13 protein-coding genes are annotated in these 17,083 nt (G+C 67.7%); 7 read left to right on the top strand and 6 right to left on the bottom strand.

The annotated features are described in order from the left end of the window. Genes CFB34_RS36935 through CFB34_RS36925 form a run of 3 tightly spaced genes read right to left on the bottom strand, consistent with a single transcriptional unit; the run spans position 1 to position 2,856 of the window. Entirely contained in the window at positions 1–213 is a 213-nt protein-coding gene (locus tag CFB34_RS36935; RefSeq protein ID WP_011350409.1) for a DUF1656 domain-containing protein, read from the bottom strand. A gap of 34 nt (positions 214–247) precedes the next feature. Continuing rightward, a complete protein-coding gene (locus CFB34_RS36930) occupies positions 248–2,380 on the bottom strand; it encodes an FUSC family protein (RefSeq protein WP_089444602.1) in 2,133 nt (710 codons plus the stop codon). Next, positions 2,377–2,856: a MarR family transcriptional regulator gene (locus CFB34_RS36925; protein WP_089444601.1), complete on the bottom strand. Its 480-nt coding sequence runs from the start codon at positions 2,854–2,856 to the stop codon at positions 2,377–2,379. Before CFB34_RS36925 ends, CFB34_RS36930 begins: the two co-directional genes overlap by 4 nt. A gap of 314 nt (positions 2,857–3,170) precedes the next feature. Here CFB34_RS36925 and CFB34_RS36920 point away from each other — a divergent pair, with 314 nt between their 5' ends. The 3 genes from CFB34_RS36920 to CFB34_RS36910 all read left to right on the top strand — a co-directional run bounded on the left by CFB34_RS36920 (position 3,171) and on the right by CFB34_RS36910 (position 5,049). Next, positions 3,171–4,031: a MaoC family dehydratase N-terminal domain-containing protein gene (locus CFB34_RS36920; RefSeq protein ID WP_179243796.1), complete on the top strand. Its 861-nt coding sequence runs from the start codon at positions 3,171–3,173 to the stop codon at positions 4,029–4,031. Between the two features lie 210 nt (positions 4,032–4,241). Continuing rightward, entirely contained in the window at positions 4,242–4,529 is a 288-nt protein-coding gene (locus CFB34_RS36915; RefSeq protein ID WP_039369252.1) for a DUF1330 domain-containing protein, read from the top strand. A gap of 79 nt (positions 4,530–4,608) precedes the next feature. Continuing rightward, positions 4,609–5,049 (top strand): hypothetical protein, encoded by a 441-nt coding sequence (locus CFB34_RS36910; protein WP_089444600.1) that lies wholly within the window; start codon positions 4,609–4,611, stop codon positions 5,047–5,049. A 147-nt stretch (positions 5,050–5,196) separates the two neighbouring features. Here the strand turns inward: CFB34_RS36910 and CFB34_RS36905 are convergent, their stop codons facing one another. After that, positions 5,197–6,897: a dihydroxyacetone kinase family protein gene (locus tag CFB34_RS36905; protein WP_089444599.1), complete on the bottom strand. Its 1,701-nt coding sequence runs from the start codon at positions 6,895–6,897 to the stop codon at positions 5,197–5,199. A gap of 619 nt (positions 6,898–7,516) precedes the next feature. Here CFB34_RS36905 and CFB34_RS36900 point away from each other — a divergent pair. Both CFB34_RS36900 and CFB34_RS36895 read left to right on the top strand, forming a co-directional pair. Continuing rightward, positions 7,517–9,790, top strand: a complete 2,274-nt coding sequence (locus tag CFB34_RS36900; RefSeq protein ID WP_089444598.1) for a LamG-like jellyroll fold domain-containing protein — start codon at positions 7,517–7,519, stop codon at positions 9,788–9,790. Positions 9,791–9,936: 146 nt separating this feature from the next. Continuing rightward, positions 9,937–12,183, top strand: a complete 2,247-nt coding sequence (locus tag CFB34_RS36895; RefSeq protein ID WP_242808775.1) for a dockerin — start codon at positions 9,937–9,939, stop codon at positions 12,181–12,183. A gap of 246 nt (positions 12,184–12,429) precedes the next feature. Here the strand turns inward: CFB34_RS36895 and CFB34_RS36890 are convergent, their stop codons facing one another. Together CFB34_RS36890 and CFB34_RS36885 are read right to left on the bottom strand one after the other, a co-directional pair. Next, a complete protein-coding gene (locus CFB34_RS36890; protein WP_089444596.1) occupies positions 12,430–13,530 on the bottom strand; it encodes a sigma-54 dependent transcriptional regulator in 1,101 nt (366 codons plus the stop codon). Beyond that, complete coding sequence (locus CFB34_RS36885; protein ID WP_242808774.1) at positions 13,527–14,873, bottom strand: acyl-CoA dehydrogenase family protein; 1,347 nt, start codon at positions 14,871–14,873, stop codon at positions 13,527–13,529. Before CFB34_RS36885 ends, CFB34_RS36890 begins: the two co-directional genes overlap by 4 nt. Before the next feature lie 501 nt (positions 14,874–15,374). On the opposite strand from CFB34_RS36885, the gene msuE reads away from it, so the two are divergent. Together msuE and sfnG are read left to right on the top strand one after the other, a co-directional pair. Then, positions 15,375–15,935, top strand: coding sequence for an FMN reductase (gene msuE / locus CFB34_RS36880; protein ID WP_089444633.1), 561 nt, complete (start codon positions 15,375–15,377; stop codon positions 15,933–15,935). Between the two features lie 36 nt (positions 15,936–15,971). Further along, positions 15,972–17,075, top strand: coding sequence for a dimethylsulfone monooxygenase SfnG (gene sfnG / locus CFB34_RS36875; RefSeq protein ID WP_089444595.1), 1,104 nt, complete (start codon positions 15,972–15,974; stop codon positions 17,073–17,075). Positions 17,076–17,083 lie beyond the last annotated feature (8 nt).

Raw genomic sequence — 17,083 nt, 5'->3', positions numbered from 1 at the left:
TTAGGTAGCCACGAGATGGTGGGAAACGATCACGACGGCGGCAAACACGAACACGTAGATGCCGAGGTCGAAGATCGAACGGTGCCAGACGAGGCGGTAGAAGCCGACGCGCTCGAGCACGGCGCGCACGACGATGTTGATCAGGTAGGCGATCAGCATCAGCACGAGCGGGGCCGGCACGAATACGCCGAAAATGTCGATTTCGCCGATCATGGTCGCGGTCGGAAGGACGGATGGGAAAGCAGGATCATGCGCGTGCTCCGTCCGGCGCCTGCGGCGGCTGGCCGGCCGCGGCCGGATACAGCGACAGGCGCAGGCCGACGAGCGCGTGCAGCGTGTCGCGCAGCCGGCGATGCGTGGCGGGCGTGGCCGGTGCGGCGGGTGCCGCGCCGTCTTCGGCCGGCGCGGCGGCCGGCAGGTTGCGGCCCGCGACGCGTTGCAGGGCGTCGTCGATCGTCGCAAGCAGCGCGGGCGGCGCCGGCTGGCGCGCGTTCGCGGCGGCGCAGCGTTCGTAGTGATCGGTGACGCCGGCCAGCACGCGGTCGATCGCGTCGGGTACGTCGCCGGACAGCCGGCGGCGCGAGCGGCGCAGGTCGAGCGCATTGAGCGCGATGCGCAGGTCGCGGAAGCTCTCGATCGACGGGTGGCGATGGTCGTCGGATGCGCCGAGGCGCGGCAGCAACTGCGTGACGCGGTCGAGCATCCGCGACGCGTGGTTGCGCTGGTCGTCGAGCGGCTGCGTCGACGCGGAGCGCGCGACGTCTTCCCAGCCCGAGCGCAGCAGGCGCCGCACCGCGAGTTCCGCGCCGAACGGCCGCGTCGCACGCGTCCATACATAGGCAAAGAGCAGCCCGGCGACACCCGCGAGGTTGCTGTTCAGGAACACGAAGAAATCCGCGTCGTACGCACCCTGGATGCTGATGAAGGTGGCCGTGTTCACGGCGACGAGCATCGTCACCATATTGAACTGCGGGCGCGGCAGCAGCGTGCCGATCAGGATGAACGGGCCCGCGAACATCACGACGAGCATCGCGAAATCGTGCACGTGCGGCAGCACGACGAACAGGTACAGGCCCGCGAACACGACGCTCGCGGTCGTCGCGAGGAAGAACTTGAACACCAGCGGCGCGGGCTCGTCGAGCGCGGCGAAGAAACTGCACGACACGGCCACGAGCGTGACGGCGGCGGCGCCGTCGTGCCAGCCGGACGCGATCCACAGCCAGCTCGCGAACACGATCGCGGCGACGACGGTCAGCGTCGAGAACAGCATCATCCCGCGATCGAAGAAGCGCTCGGTGCCGCCAAGCCGCCAGTGCCGGTAGCGCGGCTGCCAGACGCCCGCTTCATTGCCGATCAGCGCGCGCAGCGAGCGGCAGTCCTGCCAGATGTCGATGACCTGGCGCAGCCGCCACAGCGCGTTCGACAGCAGCGCGCCGTCCCAGCTCGCCAGCGCGTCGTCGGCCGGCTGCAGCGCGGCGATGCGCTCGCGCAGGCGTTGCGCGACCGGGTCGTCGGCCATGTCGCCATCGGCGCCGGCCTTGACGGCCGGCAGCGGCGCGTCGAACCATTTCGCGGCATCGGCAAGCAATTCGTCGAGCCCGGCCGGCCGGATGTGCAGGTCGCGCATCAGCGCGATCAACGGATCGGCGAGTGACGACATCAGCGGCAGGAACAACTGCATCCGGCCAGCGAGCGCCTGCGCCCGCGCGAGGATGCGCGGGTGCGCATGGTCGTAGCTCAGCTGGCTCAGCAGGAATTCGAGGCCCGTGATGGTCGCCGCGAGGCGTTGCCGGCACGCGGACAGCGCCTTGCCGGCGATGTGCCCGGACAGCGTCTCGCGGCCGTAGAACGCGGCATCCTTGAACCACGCGTCGGTGCGCTCGATCAGCGTCGGCGCGAGCCGGTTCGGGAAGATCGCGCTGCCCACCACGCTCGCGCACACGATGCCGAGCACGATCTCCTCGGTACGTGCGATCGCGACGTCGAACACGGTGGACGGATCGGTCACGGTCGGCAGCGCGACCAGCGGCATCGTGTAGCCGGCGAGCATGAACACGTAGCTGCGCGCGGTGCGATCGGAGATCGCGAGGTAGAGCAGCGTGCCGCACCAGGTGGCGACGATGATCGCGAACAGCAGCGGTGTCTCGACGAACGGCGGCACGAAGAAGATCGCGGCGGCCGCGCCGAGCGCGGTGCCGAGTGCGCGATACAGCGCCTTCGAGCGCGTCGCGCCGACGAACGGGTTCGACACGATGTAGACGCTCGCCATCGCCCAGTACGGGCGCGGCAACTGGAAATACAGGCCGAGATACAGCGCGAGCATCGACGCGGCGAACGTCTTGCCCGAGAACAGCCAGTCGCGAAGGCTCGGGTAGGTCATGACGTGGCGTCGCCGGTATGGGAGGGGCGCGCGGCGGGCGTGTGCGATTCGGACGCATTGAACGCGTCGAGCACGCGCAGCGTCGCCTCGAGATCGGCGCGCGTGACACCCTTGAGCACCTGTGCACGCAGCACGCGCAGGTCTTCCTCCATCTTCGCGGTGACCGCACGGCCGGCAGCCGTCAGCGAGATCGTTTTTGCGCGGCGGTCGTGCGGATCCTCGTCGCGGCGCGCGAGGCCGGCCGCGCACAGCTGGTCGAGCAGGCGCACGAGCGATGGCCCTTCGATGCCGACGTATTCGGCGAGCGTGCCCTGGCGCACGCCTTCTCCGAGGCGCCCGGCGATCAGCAGCGGCGTCGCGCAGGCCTCGGACACGTTGTACGTGGTCAGCACGCCGTCACTGGTGCGGCGCCACTTGCGCGCGGACAGCACGAGAAGGCTGCTGACGGCGAGGCGGAGGTCGTGCAGATTGGTCATGGGCGAGATGATAGGGGCAAATTAATTCGATAGCAAACTATCGTTTTTGTCACCCGGATGACACGTCGCACGCGGCGCGGCAGGCATCGTCTGATGCAATTTAGGCGGCGTGCCGGGGATGGTCAAGCTGTAAGGTTTTACCGGAACGGGTGGCGCGTTTGGCGGCTGCGATCGAATGGTCAGATGAAAGTCGTCCGGCCGGGCCGCTCGGCAGGTCAGGCCGGTTCGAAGCCGGGGTTCGGGAAATCCGGCTTCGCGAAACGGCGCGCGGCGTGCATATTGAGGCCGTTGCAAGCCACCCGGAGATTCCGCACGTGTCCCTTTCATCCTCGCAGCCCCTCGGCCAGGCGTCGCTCGACGCCTGGCTGGGCAAGACCGAAACGCTCGGCGACGACATCACCGCGTTCCCGCTGAACGCGCTCGCCGCCACGCTCGACCGCCCGCCGCCCGGCGATGTCGTGCCGCCGATGTGGCACTGGCTCTATTTCCTGCCCGTCGCACCGTTGGCCGAAGTCGGCCCCGACGGCCACCCGAAGCGCGGCGGCTTCCTTCCGCCCGTGCCGTTGCCGCGCCGCATGTGGGCCGGCGGCCGCCTGACCTTCCATGCGCCGCTGCGCACGGGGTGGCGCGCGACGCGCGAATCGACGATCGAGAACATCGAGGACAAGACGGGCCGCAGCGGCCGGCTCGTCTTCGTGACGGTGCAGCACCGGATCGAGTGTGACGGCGCATTGTGTGTCGAGGAGGAGCACGACATCGTCTATCGCGATGCGCCGCAGCCGGGCTCGCCTGCGCCGAAGCCGGTCGCTGCGCCGGCGGGCGAGACGTGGTCGCGCACGGTCACGGCCGACGCGGTGATGCTGTTTCGCTATTCGGCGCTGACTTTCAACGGTCACCGCATCCACTACGACCGCAGCTACGTGACGCAGGAGGAGGGCTATCCGGGGCTCGTCGTGCATGGCCCGCTGATCGCGACGCTGCTCGTCGATCTCGTGCACCGCGAGCGGCCCGGTGCGACGCTCGCGAGCTTCGCATTCCGCGCGGTGCGCCCGACGTTCGACGGGGAGCCGTTCACGCTGTGCGGCAAACCGTCGGATGATGGCCGGACGATCGAGCTGTGGGCGAAGGATCGCGACGGCTGGCTGACGATGCAGGCCACGGCGACGCTTGCGTGACGGGCCCCGTGCCGGTTATCCGCATGCGACAGGAGTCGTACGCGGTTGACCGGTGTCGCACGCAGCAAGCCGGCCGGAGGCGCGCTCGGCCAGCCCCGACGCTCGTCGGCAATCCCCTGTAAGCTGCGGGCAGGTCGCGTGCCGTTTGCCGGACGAGGCGATGCGCGGTCGTCCCTTTCCCTTCCACGCAGTGCATCAGGAGCACGTATCTTGGCCACCTACATCGTGTTTACACGTGAAAGCATGCAGGACCAGCAGGAATTCGACCTCTACCAGAGCAAGGTCGGCGCCACGCTCGCCGGGCATCCGGTGAAGGTGCTCGCAGCCTACGGGCCGCAAGAAACGCTCGAGGGCGAAGGCCCGGAAGGCGTCGTGATCGTCGAGTTCCCGTCGAAGGAAGCCGCGCACGCGTGGTATCACGGCCCGGAATATCAGGCCGTCGCCCAGCACCGCTTCAAGGGCGCGCGCTATCGCGCCGTGCTGGTCGAAGGCGTCTGAGCGACGTGCATCGGGTGTGTCCGGCGGCGCGCCGCGACGCCGGACGCCCGGCCCGACGATGAAACCTTCGACTCCCGCCATGGCGCCCGTTCGCCTGCCGATGGGCCGCGCCACGACCGTGCTGCTCGCGATCAGCGTGCTGTTCTATCTGGTCGCCATGTTCACCACGCCGTTCCGCACCGGCGCGCCCGCCCCGCATCCATGGGCCGACGGCTGGCAGGTGCTTCTGACGGGCTGGATGGGCTTGCTCGACGGCATCTATACATGGCTCGCGAATCCGTTCGTCTTTGCCGCCTGGCTGCTGACGGTGAAGCGCTACCGCGCGCAGGCGATCGTACTGGCCGGTCTGGCGTTGCTGTTCGGGATGAGTTTCCTGTCGCAGCACCAGATTGCCGTCGATGAAGCCGGGACCGTCGAACCCGTGCATCTCGACGCGATCGGCTATTGGTGCTGGCTCGCGAGTTTCGCCGTGGCGGCGGTTGGTGCGGCGTTGTTGCCCGGGCGGACGAAAACGGGCTGATCGATTGCGGACGGTTCGATGCGAATGTCGGCGGAGGCGAAGCCGACCGGCATTGCAATGATCCACGGCATCGGCACGTCGCGCGCCATGGCGTCGTGCGTGCCGCTGCATTGAAGGCGCACTGTCGCGCCTTCAACCTTCACCCTTTTACGCGATGTGCGCCTGCAACGCACGCAGCCAATACGACACCGCCACCGCGCCGCCGTCCGGTGTGCCGATCGCGCGTTCGCCGAGATAGCTCGCGCGCCCGGCGCGCGGCGTCATGCGGGCGGTTTCCTGCGCGCCGTGCTCGGCGGCTTCGACCGCCGCGGCCCACGCGCTCGCGGGATCGCGATCGTTGTCGAGCGCACGCTCGAATGCCGCGACGGCCGGGACCAGCGCATCGAGCATCGTGCGGTCGCCGGCATGCGCGCCGCCGAGTTCGCTGATCGAATCCACCGCGCCGCGGAACGCCGCGGCCCAGTCGCGCGCCGACGGCTCGGCGCTATCGGCCAGCCGGCGCGACGCGCGCAGCAGTGCAGTTGCATAGAACGGCCCCGAACTGCCGGCGATCGCGCGGCGTAACGCAGCGCCGAGCGCCGAGAGTGCGCCGGCCGGCGTGCCGTACGCGGCTTCCGGCAGCGCGAGGATCGCCTGCGCCGCGCGCAGCATGCTCGCGCCGAGATCGCCGTCGCCGGCCGCCGCATCGAGGTCCGTCAGCGTCTGCTCGTGATCGATCAGCGTCTGCGCGACCGCGTGCAGTGCCGGTTGCAGGCGCGCGGCCCACGCGCGGCCGGCCGCATCGAGGGGCGGCAGCGGCGCTTCCTGCGCGGCGGCGGAGGCCACGCGGATCTGCGTATTCACCGCGCCGCCGCCCGGCCATGCGCGCGCCTGCGTCGGCGCGTCGAGCAGCACCGCGCGTTCGTCGTTCAGCCGCAGCACCGAGATCGAGCAGCCGGGCATGTTCAGCGCCGACAGGAACGTGCCGGCCCACGCGCGCGCGACGACGATGCCGCGCCGGTGCAGGTGGTCGTGCGCGGCGCGCAGCACGATCGCGAGTTCCATGTCCGGCGTCGCGCCGAGGCCGTTGACGAACAGCGCGACGCGTTCGCCGCGGTCGAGCACGAGATCGGCGACGATGCTCGACAGCAGCGTGTCGACCAGCGCATCGGCCGGCAGCGGCGCGCGGCGCTCGACGCCTTTCTCGCCATGGATGCCGAGGCCGAGTTCGATCTCGTGATCGCCGAGGCTGAAGCCCGACTTGTCGGCGCCCGGGATCGTGCAGCCGTCGAGCGCGACGCCCATCGTGCCGAGTTCGGCCGCCGCGTCGCGCGCGATCGCCGCGACGCGGGCGAGCGGCAGCCCGCGCGCGGCGGCCGCGCCGGCGAGCTTGTGGATCAGCACGGTGCCGGCGACCCCGCGCCGCTGGCCGCGCTCGACGCGGCCGCGCAGCGATACGTCGTCGGCGACGATGACCGTCTCGACCGGAATGCCTTCGGCGCGCGCGAGTTCGGCGGCGAGCCCGAAATTGAGCCGGTCGCCGGTGTAGTTCTTCACGATCAGCAACGCGCCGTTCGGGCCGGCGGTGGCGCGGATCGCGGCGAGCACGGCGTCGGTGGACGGCGACGTGAACACTTCGCCGCAGACGGCCGCGCTCAGCATCCCGTCGCCGACATAGCCGCCGTGTGCGGGCTCGTGGCCGCTGCCGCCGCCGGATAGGACGGCGACGGGGCGCTGCGCGGGTTCGGGCAGCGGCTGGCGGACGAGCACGTGCTCGTCGCCGAGGATCGCGACATGCGGCGACTGCCGCGCGATGCCTTCCAGCATTTCTCGCACGACATCGGACGGGCGGTTGACAAGCTTTTTCATGGCGACGGGTTCCGGACGGTGAACGAGGCCTGGCCGGGCCCGCACGGGCGCCGGACGGCCTTTCGTGTTGCGCAGGATCGTGCGGGCGCTGTCGCCGGGGGCAGGCGGTCATGGAATGGATGACCTTCCGCACGGGCGAAGCGACGCGCACGCTTCGCGCCACGATACATCAGGTTCGGACGTTGATGTATGGAGTGCGGCGCACGCCCCCACATGTTGTGAGATGCGCGGCCTTTGGTCGTGCATTCCGAGCGAGGCAAGAGATGCAAGTTCGGCCGCAGCCGTCAACGCCGAACTTCTATCGGCAGGTGGGTCGTCGGATTCGAGGTGGCGTGCTGCGCCGTGGGTGCGCTACGGACAACAGATCATGCCCAGGCTCGACTTTGTTTTGTTCTACGGCGGTGCCCGGCCGCTTCGCGCATTCCTCAATCCGTGCATCACGGATGTGACAGTTGCGTGTCATGAGTGAATATGTTTTTTTTCGCTTGATTACCTCCCTGTCGCACTGGATAGAATGCTACGCGTTCCTGATGAATACGGAACGGTTCGTACATATTTTTGCTTCGACCATAGCTAAAAAACTGGGGATCCCAATATGCGAGACAACGGAGCATCGACGATGCCATCCGAGGAAATCGTCCCACTCGGCGACATCGAGAATATTGCACGACGCCATTTCGTGATGGGGCTTGGTGCCGCGCTTCTGGCCGGATGCGGCGGCGACGGAAGCGACGTGGTGACAGGCGGTGAGCGACCATCGGCGAACGGCATCGGTCAGGCGTCCCGAGGTGCTCCGGCTCCGGACGGTATCGACGCAGGCGCGACGTCGGCAGGCACTGCCCAAACCCGCACCTTCACGCATCCCGGCTTGCTGCATACCGACGCGGATTTCGAACGCATGCGCGCTAAAGTCGGCGCCCACGCTTCCCCGTGGATCGACAGCTGGAATGTGCTCGTCGCCAACGGTCACACGCGCCTGACGAACAAGCCGAACCCGCAGGTCGGCATCTATCGCGGCAATGATCCCACGCATGGTCAGAACTACGGCGCGCTCTACAACGACATCGCCGCCGCCTATGGCGACGCGCTGCGCTGGAAGGTGTCGGACGACACACGCTACGCCGACAAAGCCGTGGAGTATCTGGACCAATGGGCCGCGAAGCTGACGACGCTTGGCGGCAGCGACGTGGCGCTCGCCGCCGGCATCTACGGCTACGAGTTCGCCAACGCCGCCGAAATCATGCGCGGCTACAGCGGCTGGAGTCCGGCCGGGCTTGCCGCGTTTCAGGCAATGATGCGCAATGTCTTCTACCCGGTCAGTCACGCTTTCCTGACCCGTGTCGACACCGCGATGGACACGCACTACTGGGCCAACTGGGGCCTGGCCAACATCGCGTGCATCCTGGCCATCGGCGTGCTGTGCGACGATGCCGGGCTCGTCAACGAGGCCGTCACCCATTTCAAGACCGGCGGCAGTAACGGCTGTATCCGGCAAGCCGTGTACTACCTGCACCCCGGCAACCTCGGGCAATGGCAGGAAGCCGGCCGGGACCAGGGCCACAGCACGCTCGGCATTGCATTGACGGGCGCCATTTGCGAGATGGCGTGGAATCAGGGCATCGACCTGTACGGCTACGACAACAATCGCTTTCTGGCGGGCGCGGAATACGTGGCCAAGGCCAACCTGAAGCAGGCGGACGGCGCGTTCTACACGGTGCCTTTCGTCACGTACCAGAACAGCGCCGGCGTCACCCAGACGCAGTTCGCCGCCGGTGGGCGAGGCGACGCCCTGGGGCGGCCCTGCTGGGCATTGGTGGCCAACCATTACATCAACCGCAAAGGTCTGGCGGCGCCCTATACCAAGCGCGCTGCCGAACTGGTGGCACCGGAAGGTGGCGGCGGCAACTATGGCCCGAACAGTGGCGGCTTCGATCAGCTTGGCTACGGCACGCTCACTTGCACGCTCGACCCCGGCACCCCCGCCGCAACGCCGACCGGCCTGACCGGCTACGCGAGCGCGGGCAAGGCGGTGCTGTCGTGGTGGGGCAGCAGCAACGCCGTCAGCTACAACGTGAAGCGCGCCACCCTTGCCGGCGGGCCATACAAAACCATCCAGAGCGGGATCACCGATCTGCTGACCTATACGGATCTGCCAGCCGCTGCCGGCACGTATTTTTACGTCGTGACAGCGCAAACGATTGCGGGCGAATCGGCGCTCTCCAACGAAGTGAAAGTGATCACGGCGCAGCAGCTGCTCGCGCACCTTACGTTTGATGAAGGCAGCGGCACCACGGCCGCCGATAGCTCGGGCAACAGGCGCAATGGCACGCTCAACGGCGCAACGTGGGCGGCGGGGCACAACGGCAACGCGGTCTCGCTCAACGGCTCGGGCGCGTATGTCGCGTTGCCCGACGATTTGCTGGTCGACGTGTCGGACTTCACCATCGCCAGCTGGGTGTTCTGGAACGGCGCGCAAACGTGGGCACGCCTGTTCGACTTCGGCACGGGCTTCCACCGCTACATGATGTTCACGCCGCGCGCGCAGTTGCGCAACGGCTGGGCCGGCATGCGCTTCGCGATGACAGCCAACGGCCCCGGTGACGGCCCGCCGGAGCAGATCATCGATGCCCCCAGCGAGCTGCCGAGCAAGCGATGGGTGCATGTGGCCGTCACGCTTTCGGGGGCGACCGGCACGATCTACGTGGACGGCACGCCCGTCACCACCAACACGGCGATGTTCCAGGCGCCGTTCCGCCTTGGCCCTACCACGCAGAACTGGCTGGGCAAATCGCAATACAGTGCCGACGCCACGTTCCACGGCCTGATCGACGATTTCCGCATCTATCGCGGTGCGCTCAGCGCTGCGCAGATTGCGTCGCTCATGACGAGTTGATCACGCAGGGCCCGACGGCGGGCCTTGCGATGGACCTCTTTCCTTAAGGACTTCTGATGACCGCGTTTTATCAACGATGGATTGCCGCTGCGGCGATGGCGTGTGCGTTATGGGGCTGTGGTGACGGATCCGATAGCACGACAGGCGTGACCCATGCGGGCGCCAATGCAGCCGCCAATCGTAGCCAGATCGGCGGAAATGGCATCGGCAGCAACCTGCCGGCGGCCAGCTGGACCAGCGTCAAGTGGGGCGGTGGCGGCTACGTCACCGGCCTGATCTACCATCCCGTCAACGCGAGCCTGCTGTACGCACGCACCGACGTCGGCGGCGCGTACCGCTGGAACGCGACCAATTCGACGTGGACGCCCATCACCGACGGCATCGGTTTCGGTGCAGGCGAGGGCGATTTCCACGGCGTCGAAAGCCTCGCGCTCGACCCGAACAACGATCAGCTCGTCTACATGATGACCGGCATTACCGTGACGCAGGGTCACAACGGCCGCATCTACATCTCGAGCAACCGCGGCGACACCTGGACGCACTACGACCTGCCGTTCCCGGTGGGCGGCAACGACAACGGCCGCGCCACCGGCGAGCGCCTGCAGGTCGACCCGAACAATCCGTCGACGCTGTTCTACGGATCGCGCACGGCCGGCCTGTGGAAGAGTGCCGATTCGGGCCGCACCTGGACGCAGGTCGCGGGTCTGTCCTCCACCACGATCAGCGGCGGCAGTTCCCCGATCGGCGTCGAACAGGTGATCTTCGATACGTCGGGCAAGGGTAGCGGCCAGCCGACCTGGATCATGTGGGCCACCGTCGCCCCGGATTACGCCAACGCGGCGGGCCTGACGTCGACCTTGTACAAGTCCACCAACGGCGGCTTCTCGTGGACGCCGGTGCCCGTCCCGCCGACGGTGTCCGGCTACTACATCCCGCACGTCGTGCGCACGTCCGACGGCAACTTCTACGTGGTGTTCAACGCGGGCGTCGGCCAGGGCATCGGCGGACCGAGCTCGCTCTACAAATTCGGCGGAAGTAACGACAGCAACTGGACGCTGCTCAACCGCTCCAGCAGCAACGGCTTTGGCGGCCTGTCCGTCTCCGGCCTGGGCGCGTCCGCCCGCATCGCACTGGGCATGACCGGCTGGAGCAACACCAGCAAGACCATCCAGCTATCCGACGACGGCGGCAGCACGTGGCGCGAAATCGAGGCCGGCATGCCGCATACCGGCACTGCCTCGGGTGGCTGCGCCGGCTGGGTCGAGAGCGTCGCCATCGACCCGGCCAATCGCGATCACGTCATGCACGTGCACGGCGGCGGCATCTGCGAAACCATGAACGCCTCGTCGCCCACGCCAACCTGGAGCCCCAAGGTCGACAACCTCGAGGAAACCGTGACGCTGGCGCTCGTCACGGCGCCGCCCGGCGCGTCGTACAACTTCATCAACAGCGCCGGCGACATCGGCACGTGGGTCAATACGGATCTCTCGACGAGGCCGACGAAAGGCCCGTTGAACACGTGGAGCAGCGGCAATTCGGCCGACATGTCGTGGTCCGATCCGACGTACATTGCCGCCGCGGGCGTCGACAACGCCAACGGCCATGCGACCAAGGGCTTCTGGTCCGGCGACAGCGGCAATAGCTGGTCGACCTTCGCGTCGCTGCCCAACGGCGCAGCGGCAAGCCAGAGCAACGTGGGCAACCTGGTCGTCCCGTCCCGCAACAACGTGACCTGGGCACCGCCGGACTCGGTGCCGTCGTACACGACAAACAATGGCGCCAGCTGGACGGCGACCAACCTGCCGGCGTTCAGTGCCACCTGGAACGGCTTCCCGCGTGCCTACCGCCTGGCCGCGGACCGCAAGAACCCGAACAAGGTCTATGCGTACGACTCCGGCGGCGCACCGTGGAGCTGGCAGCGCGGCAAGATCTACGTCTCGAACGACGGCGGCCACACGTTCGCGCTCAGCCAGGGTTCGGTGAACGCGAACCTGGCCTGGAATGCGTGGGGGGATACGTCGATGGTGGTCAATCCGAACGCGGAGGGTGATCTCTGGCTGGCCGACGGCACGGCCGTGTACCACTCGGTGGACTCGGGAGCGACCTGGACGAAGCTCGGCGTCTTTGCGTCGACCAATGGCACGCCGGGCGCCACCGTGATCGCGTTGGGCAAGGCGCCGGCCGGTTCGTCGTACTCGGCCGCGGTTTATGTGGAAGGCACATTGAATGGTGTCTGGGGCATTTACCATTCCGACGACGGGGGTGCAACGTGGGCGCGCTTCAACGATGACGCGCACCAATTCGGCGGCTCCGGCGTGATGGCCGGCGACTGGAACACGTATGGCAGGATTTACGTCAACGGCGCCGCTCGTGGTCTGATCTATAGCAATTGAGGTTGAGCGGCCGTAAGGGGACCATTCTCGACGTCTAGGCGCGCTGACCAACGAGCATGGGTGTCCACCGATTGGGGAGGTGGGCACCTGTGGACGACAAAGACGCTGCGTTGATCGTTTACCGCTACGGTTCGATCGCCTGCTCAAGCTCTGGCTCGCGCCACGATACATCAGGTTTGAACGTTGATGCACGATACGCGACGCGATCCCGCCGGAGCCGGGCAGCGGTGCGCCTCCCATACGCGGCTACTTCACCGCCGCAATTTCCTTCGCGCGAATCAGCCGCGCCCGCAGCACGTTGCGGCTGATGCCGAGCAGCCGTGCGGCCTGGATCTGGTTGCGGTGGCTGAATTCGAACGCGACGCGCATCACGGTGTCCTCGATGCGTTCGAACAGGTTGCCGTGATCCTCGTCGAACAGGTCGCGCAGCGCGCGTTCGAGTGCGGCCTGTGCACCGGCGGCCGCGTCGGGTTCCGGCGCCGACGTACTCGAGGTGGCCGTCGGCACACCCGACGACGCGATATGCAGATCGGCCTCCTGCAGTGAATCGTTCCGGCTCACGAGCAGCGCGTGATGGATCACGTTCTCGAGTTCGCGGATGTTGCCCGGCCAGCTGTGTGCCTCGAGCCGGCGCTCGGCGCGCGGGTCGATGCTGCGCGGCCCGTAGCCGAGGCGGCTGCGGTAGTCGTCGAAGAAGTGGCGTGCGAGCGGCAGGATGTCGCCCGGGCGTTCGCGCAGCGTCGGCACCGCGAGCTGCACGACGTTGAGCCGGTAGAACAGGTCGCCGCGAAACTGTCCGTTCGCGACGGCCTGCTGCAGATCCACGTTGGTCGCGGCAACCACGCGCACGTCGATTGGCACGCCGGTGCGCGAACCGAGCCGCACGACCTCGCGCTCCTGCAGCACGCGCAGCAGCTTGACCTGCATCGACAGCGGCAGGTCGCCGATCTCGTCGAGAAACAGCGTGCCGCCGTTCGCGGCTTCGAACCAGCCGGGCTTCGCGCTGAACGCGCCGGTAAACGCGCCTTTCTCGTGGCCGAACAGTTCGCTCTCGACGAGTGTCTCGGAGAAGGCGCCGCAGTTCACCGCGATGAACGGCCCGCTGCTGCGGCGGCTGAGGCCATGCACGTGGCGCGCGATCAGTTCCTTGCCGGTGCCGGTCTCGCCGACGATCAGCACGTTCGCATCGCTCGGCGCGACCAGGCGAATCCGCTCGAGCAGCGCGACCGAGCGCGGGTCGACGAACACCTGCGCGCGGGCACGAATGGATGTCGCGAGCGCGGGCCGGTCGGGCAGCGTGAGGACGGGCGCGGCGTCTGGCCACGCATCGGAAGGGGTGTGATTCACGAGTAGAAGCCCGGCGTCGGATAGGTTCGCTTGAGCGCCCATTCGCCGATCTCGCGAATCTTGTACGCGAGCGGGTCGTGGAGCGTGTGGGTGCGCAGGTTGCGCCAGTGCCGGTCGAGCCGCAGCGCGCCGTGCGTCGCGCGTGCGCCGGCGACGTCGAACATCCGCGTACAGAGATCGAGCCCGGTGCGCGCGGCCGACACCTTCGCGGCGGCCGTGGCGAGCGCGACCTGGCCGCGCTCCGCCTGGGTGAGCGCCGCATCGCGCGACCATGCGGCGTCGAGCCGGTCCGCCGCGCGATCGGCGAGCACGCGTGCGGCTTCGAGCCCGACCCAGAATTCGCCGTACTGGCCGAGGATGTACGGATCGTCGCCGGTGCTCGCGACCTGCGCGCCGGGCCACGGCCGCGCCTCGTGCAGCGTGTAGTGCCGCGCGTCGTTGAACGCGGCTTCGGCGATGCCGAGATACACGTTCGTCAGCACGAGCTGCGCGACGAGCGGGCGCAGGCACGCGAACGGCGTCGACAGCGGGCCGGGGTCCGTCAGCAGTTCGTGATCCTCGACGCGCACCTTCTCGAACGTGACCGTGCCGCTGTCGGTCTGGCGCTGGCCGATGTTGTTCCAGTCGTCGGCGATCGAGATGCCGCTGCGCTGCGTCGGCACGGCCGCGATCAGGAACGCGCGCGTCTGCGCATCGTGCGCGGACGCGATCAGCATCTGCGAATCGAGCGCCCCCGAGCAAAAGCTCTTCTGGCCGCTGAATTCATGCCATGCGCCGCGCGAGCGGCTGATCGTGCGCGCGTCGAGCGGATTCAGCGCATTGCCCCAGAACCACCGCTGGCGCGCGGTGCGTTCGAACCACGATTCCCACTGTGCGGGCGCGCCGAACAACCGGACCGTTGCGAGCATCAAGTGGTGGAAGCCGAACACGTGCGCGAGCGAACTGTCGGCGGCCGCGAGCACGCGGACGACGTCGAGCGTCGTGCGCCAGCTCGCGCCGAGGCCGCCGTAGGCGGACGGGATGCTCAGCGCGAGCAGGCCGCTGTCGCGCAACTGATCGCGCTCGGCCTTCGGCGTGCCGCCCTGCTGGTCGCGCTCGGCCGCGGTGCATGCAAAGCCGGCCGCCAGGCGCTCGGCGATTTGCAGCGCGTCAGGGGGCGCGGGTTCGTCGCGGGGCGGCGCGACGACGAGCAGGCCTTCCGCGCGGGGCGATACGGAAATGGGTGTCATGACGATGAATGTGTCGGGTGGCTGCACGAAATCGGTCAGGCCGCGGCGGGCGTTGCTGGCCGGGTGCTGCGTGATCAGCAGAGTGTTCAACGTTTCGCGCAACGCGGGAAACATCGATTTCTGATAACCAATGCGGGATTGCTGCGCTGGACGCAGTCGCGCACGGCACGGTCGCGCGGCACGGCGATCGGCAGCACGCAAAGCGACGATGCGGCAGCCATGCCGGCGCTACTGCAACGGTGGGAGGCGTCGCGCCGGCGCGTGAACGGGAAAAGCGGGAGCCAATGCGTGCCGATGGACGTCGTGCGCCTGACGGAATCCGTGTCGAAGCGGAAAAACCCGCCTGCCGCACATCGCGCTGCTGATCACGCAGCAGCGGATCAGCAGCGTTGTTTCCCCGAGTTCATCGCCCTGTGGAATATGGTTGTGACGCCATGGCTGGCACGCTTATCGACGTGCGCGAACAACGGCGGCGCCGCGACTGGCGGTCGATCGCGATGCATTTCGTCATGCAGACGATCGGTTTCCGTCTCGATCGTTGAAATGGCACGCTCCTTGCTGACCCATGACGTGACGGGTGCGTCGGCACCCGACTCGACAATGGGAATGCAACCGATGAGCAATGCAATCAACGTGGTCGCGATATCGGGCGGCTTGCAACGGCCGTCGCGCACGCTGGCGCTGACCGACGCGATCGTCGCGGCGCTCGGCGCCGCGCTGCCGATCGAAACACGGCTGATCGAACTCGGCGAGATCGGCAGTCGGCTGGCCGGCGCGCTGACGCGCGCGCAGGTGCCGGCCGACCTCGATGCGCAGATCCGCGCGATCGAGACGGCCGATGCGCTCGTCGTCGCGAGTCCCGTGTATCGCGCGTCGTACACGGGCCTCTTCAAGCACCTGTTCGACCTCGTGCATCACGAAGCGCTGATCGACGTGCCGGTGCTGCTCGCGGCCACCGGCGGCAGCGAGCGTCATGCGCTCGTGATCGACCATCAGCTCCGTCCGTTGTTCAGCTTCTTCCAGGCCCGCACGCTGCCGATCGGCGTGTATGCGTCCGAAGGCGATTTCGACCAGTACCAGATCACGAACCCGGCGCTGCGCGCGCGTATCGCGCTCGCCGTCGATCGCGCGGTGCCGCAACTGCGCCCGCATGCGCTTTCCGTCGCGGCCGCGTAGGCCGACTGCGTTTTCTTTTCCGACCAGGACACACTCATGAGCCATACCGACTCTTCCGCCGACGGCGTCAAGTTCGCCTACTGGGTGCCGAACGTCAGCGGCGGCCTCGTCGTCAGCACGATCGAGCAGCGCACCGACTGGAGCCTCGAATACAACCAGCAGCTCGCGCGCACGGCCGAGGCGGCCGGCTTCGACTACGCGTTGAGCCAGATCCGCTTCACGGCCGGCTACGGCGCCGAATACCAGCACGAGTCGGTGTCGTTCAGCCAGGCGCTGCTGCATGCGACGACGAAGCTCAAGGTGCTCGCCGCGATCCTGCCGGGGCCGTGGCATCCGGCCGTGGTCGCGAAGCAGCTCGCGACGATCGATCACATCTCGAACGGGCGCATCGCGATCAACGTCGTGAGCGGCTGGTTCAAGGGCGAATTCACCGCGATCGGCGAGCCGTGGCTCGAGCACGACGAACGCTACCGGCGCTCGAAGGAATTCATCCAGGCGCTGAAGGGCATCTGGACACAGGACAACTTCACGTTCAAGGGCGATTTCTACCGTTTCAACGACTACACGCTGAGCCCGAAGCCGGTGCAGAAGCCGCATCCGGAGATCTTCCAGGGCGGCAGCTCGCGGGCGGCGCGCGACAACGCGGCGAGCGTGTCGGACTGGTACTTCACGAACGGCAATACGCCGGAGAACCTGAAGGCGCAGATCGACGACATCCGCGCGAAGGCGGCGGCGAACAACCATCGCGTGCGGATCGGCGTCAACGCGTTCGTGATCGCACGCGATACCGAGGAAGAGGCGAAAGCCGTGCTCGACGACATCATCCGGCACGCGCACGTCGAGGCCGTGCACGCGTTCGGCGATGCGGTGAAGCAGGCCGGCAAGGCATCGCCCGAAGGCGAGGGCAACTGGGCGAAGTCGACATTCGAGGATCTCGTGCAGTACAACGACGGCTTCCGTACGAACCTGATCGGCACGCCGCAGCAGATCGCCGAGCGCATCGTCGCGCTGAAGGCGATCGGCGTCGACCTCGTGCTCGCGGGGTTCCTGCATTTCATCGAGGAAGTCGAGTACTTCGGCCAGCGCGTGCTGCCGCTCGTGCGCGAGCTCGAGGCGCAGCAGCAGGCGGTTGCCGCGTGACGCGGAGG

Source organism: Burkholderia sp. HI4860 (genome assembly GCF_002223045.2).
In the GTDB taxonomy this organism is placed as follows: Bacteria; Pseudomonadota; Gammaproteobacteria; order Burkholderiales; family Burkholderiaceae; genus Burkholderia.
Note: the sequence above shows the minus strand (reverse complement) of the source record. Positions and strands in the feature narration are given on the sequence as shown.

Bases quoted from the DNA above. Each gene is read 5' to 3' on its own strand.
- CFB34_RS36935 (WP_011350409.1), bottom strand. From the start codon at position 213: ATGATCGGCGAAATCGACATTTTCGGCGTATTCGTGCCGGCCCCGCTC.
- CFB34_RS36930 (WP_089444602.1), bottom strand. From the start codon at position 2,380: ATGACCTACCCGAGCCTTCGCGACTGGCTGTTCTCGGGCAAGACGTTC.
- CFB34_RS36925 (WP_089444601.1), bottom strand. From the start codon at position 2,856: ATGACCAATCTGCACGACCTCCGCCTCGCCGTCAGCAGCCTTCTCGTG.
- CFB34_RS36910 (WP_089444600.1), top strand. From the start codon at position 4,609: ATGGCGCCCGTTCGCCTGCCGATGGGCCGCGCCACGACCGTGCTGCTC.
- CFB34_RS36905 (WP_089444599.1), bottom strand. From the start codon at position 6,897: ATGAAAAAGCTTGTCAACCGCCCGTCCGATGTCGTGCGAGAAATGCTG.
- CFB34_RS36900 (WP_089444598.1), top strand. From the start codon at position 7,517: ATGCCATCCGAGGAAATCGTCCCACTCGGCGACATCGAGAATATTGCA.
- CFB34_RS36885 (WP_242808774.1), bottom strand. From the start codon at position 14,873: ATGTTTCCCGCGTTGCGCGAAACGTTGAACACTCTGCTGATCACGCAG.
- msuE (WP_089444633.1), top strand. From the start codon at position 15,375: ATGAGCAATGCAATCAACGTGGTCGCGATATCGGGCGGCTTGCAACGG.
- sfnG (WP_089444595.1), top strand. From the start codon at position 15,972: ATGAGCCATACCGACTCTTCCGCCGACGGCGTCAAGTTCGCCTACTGG.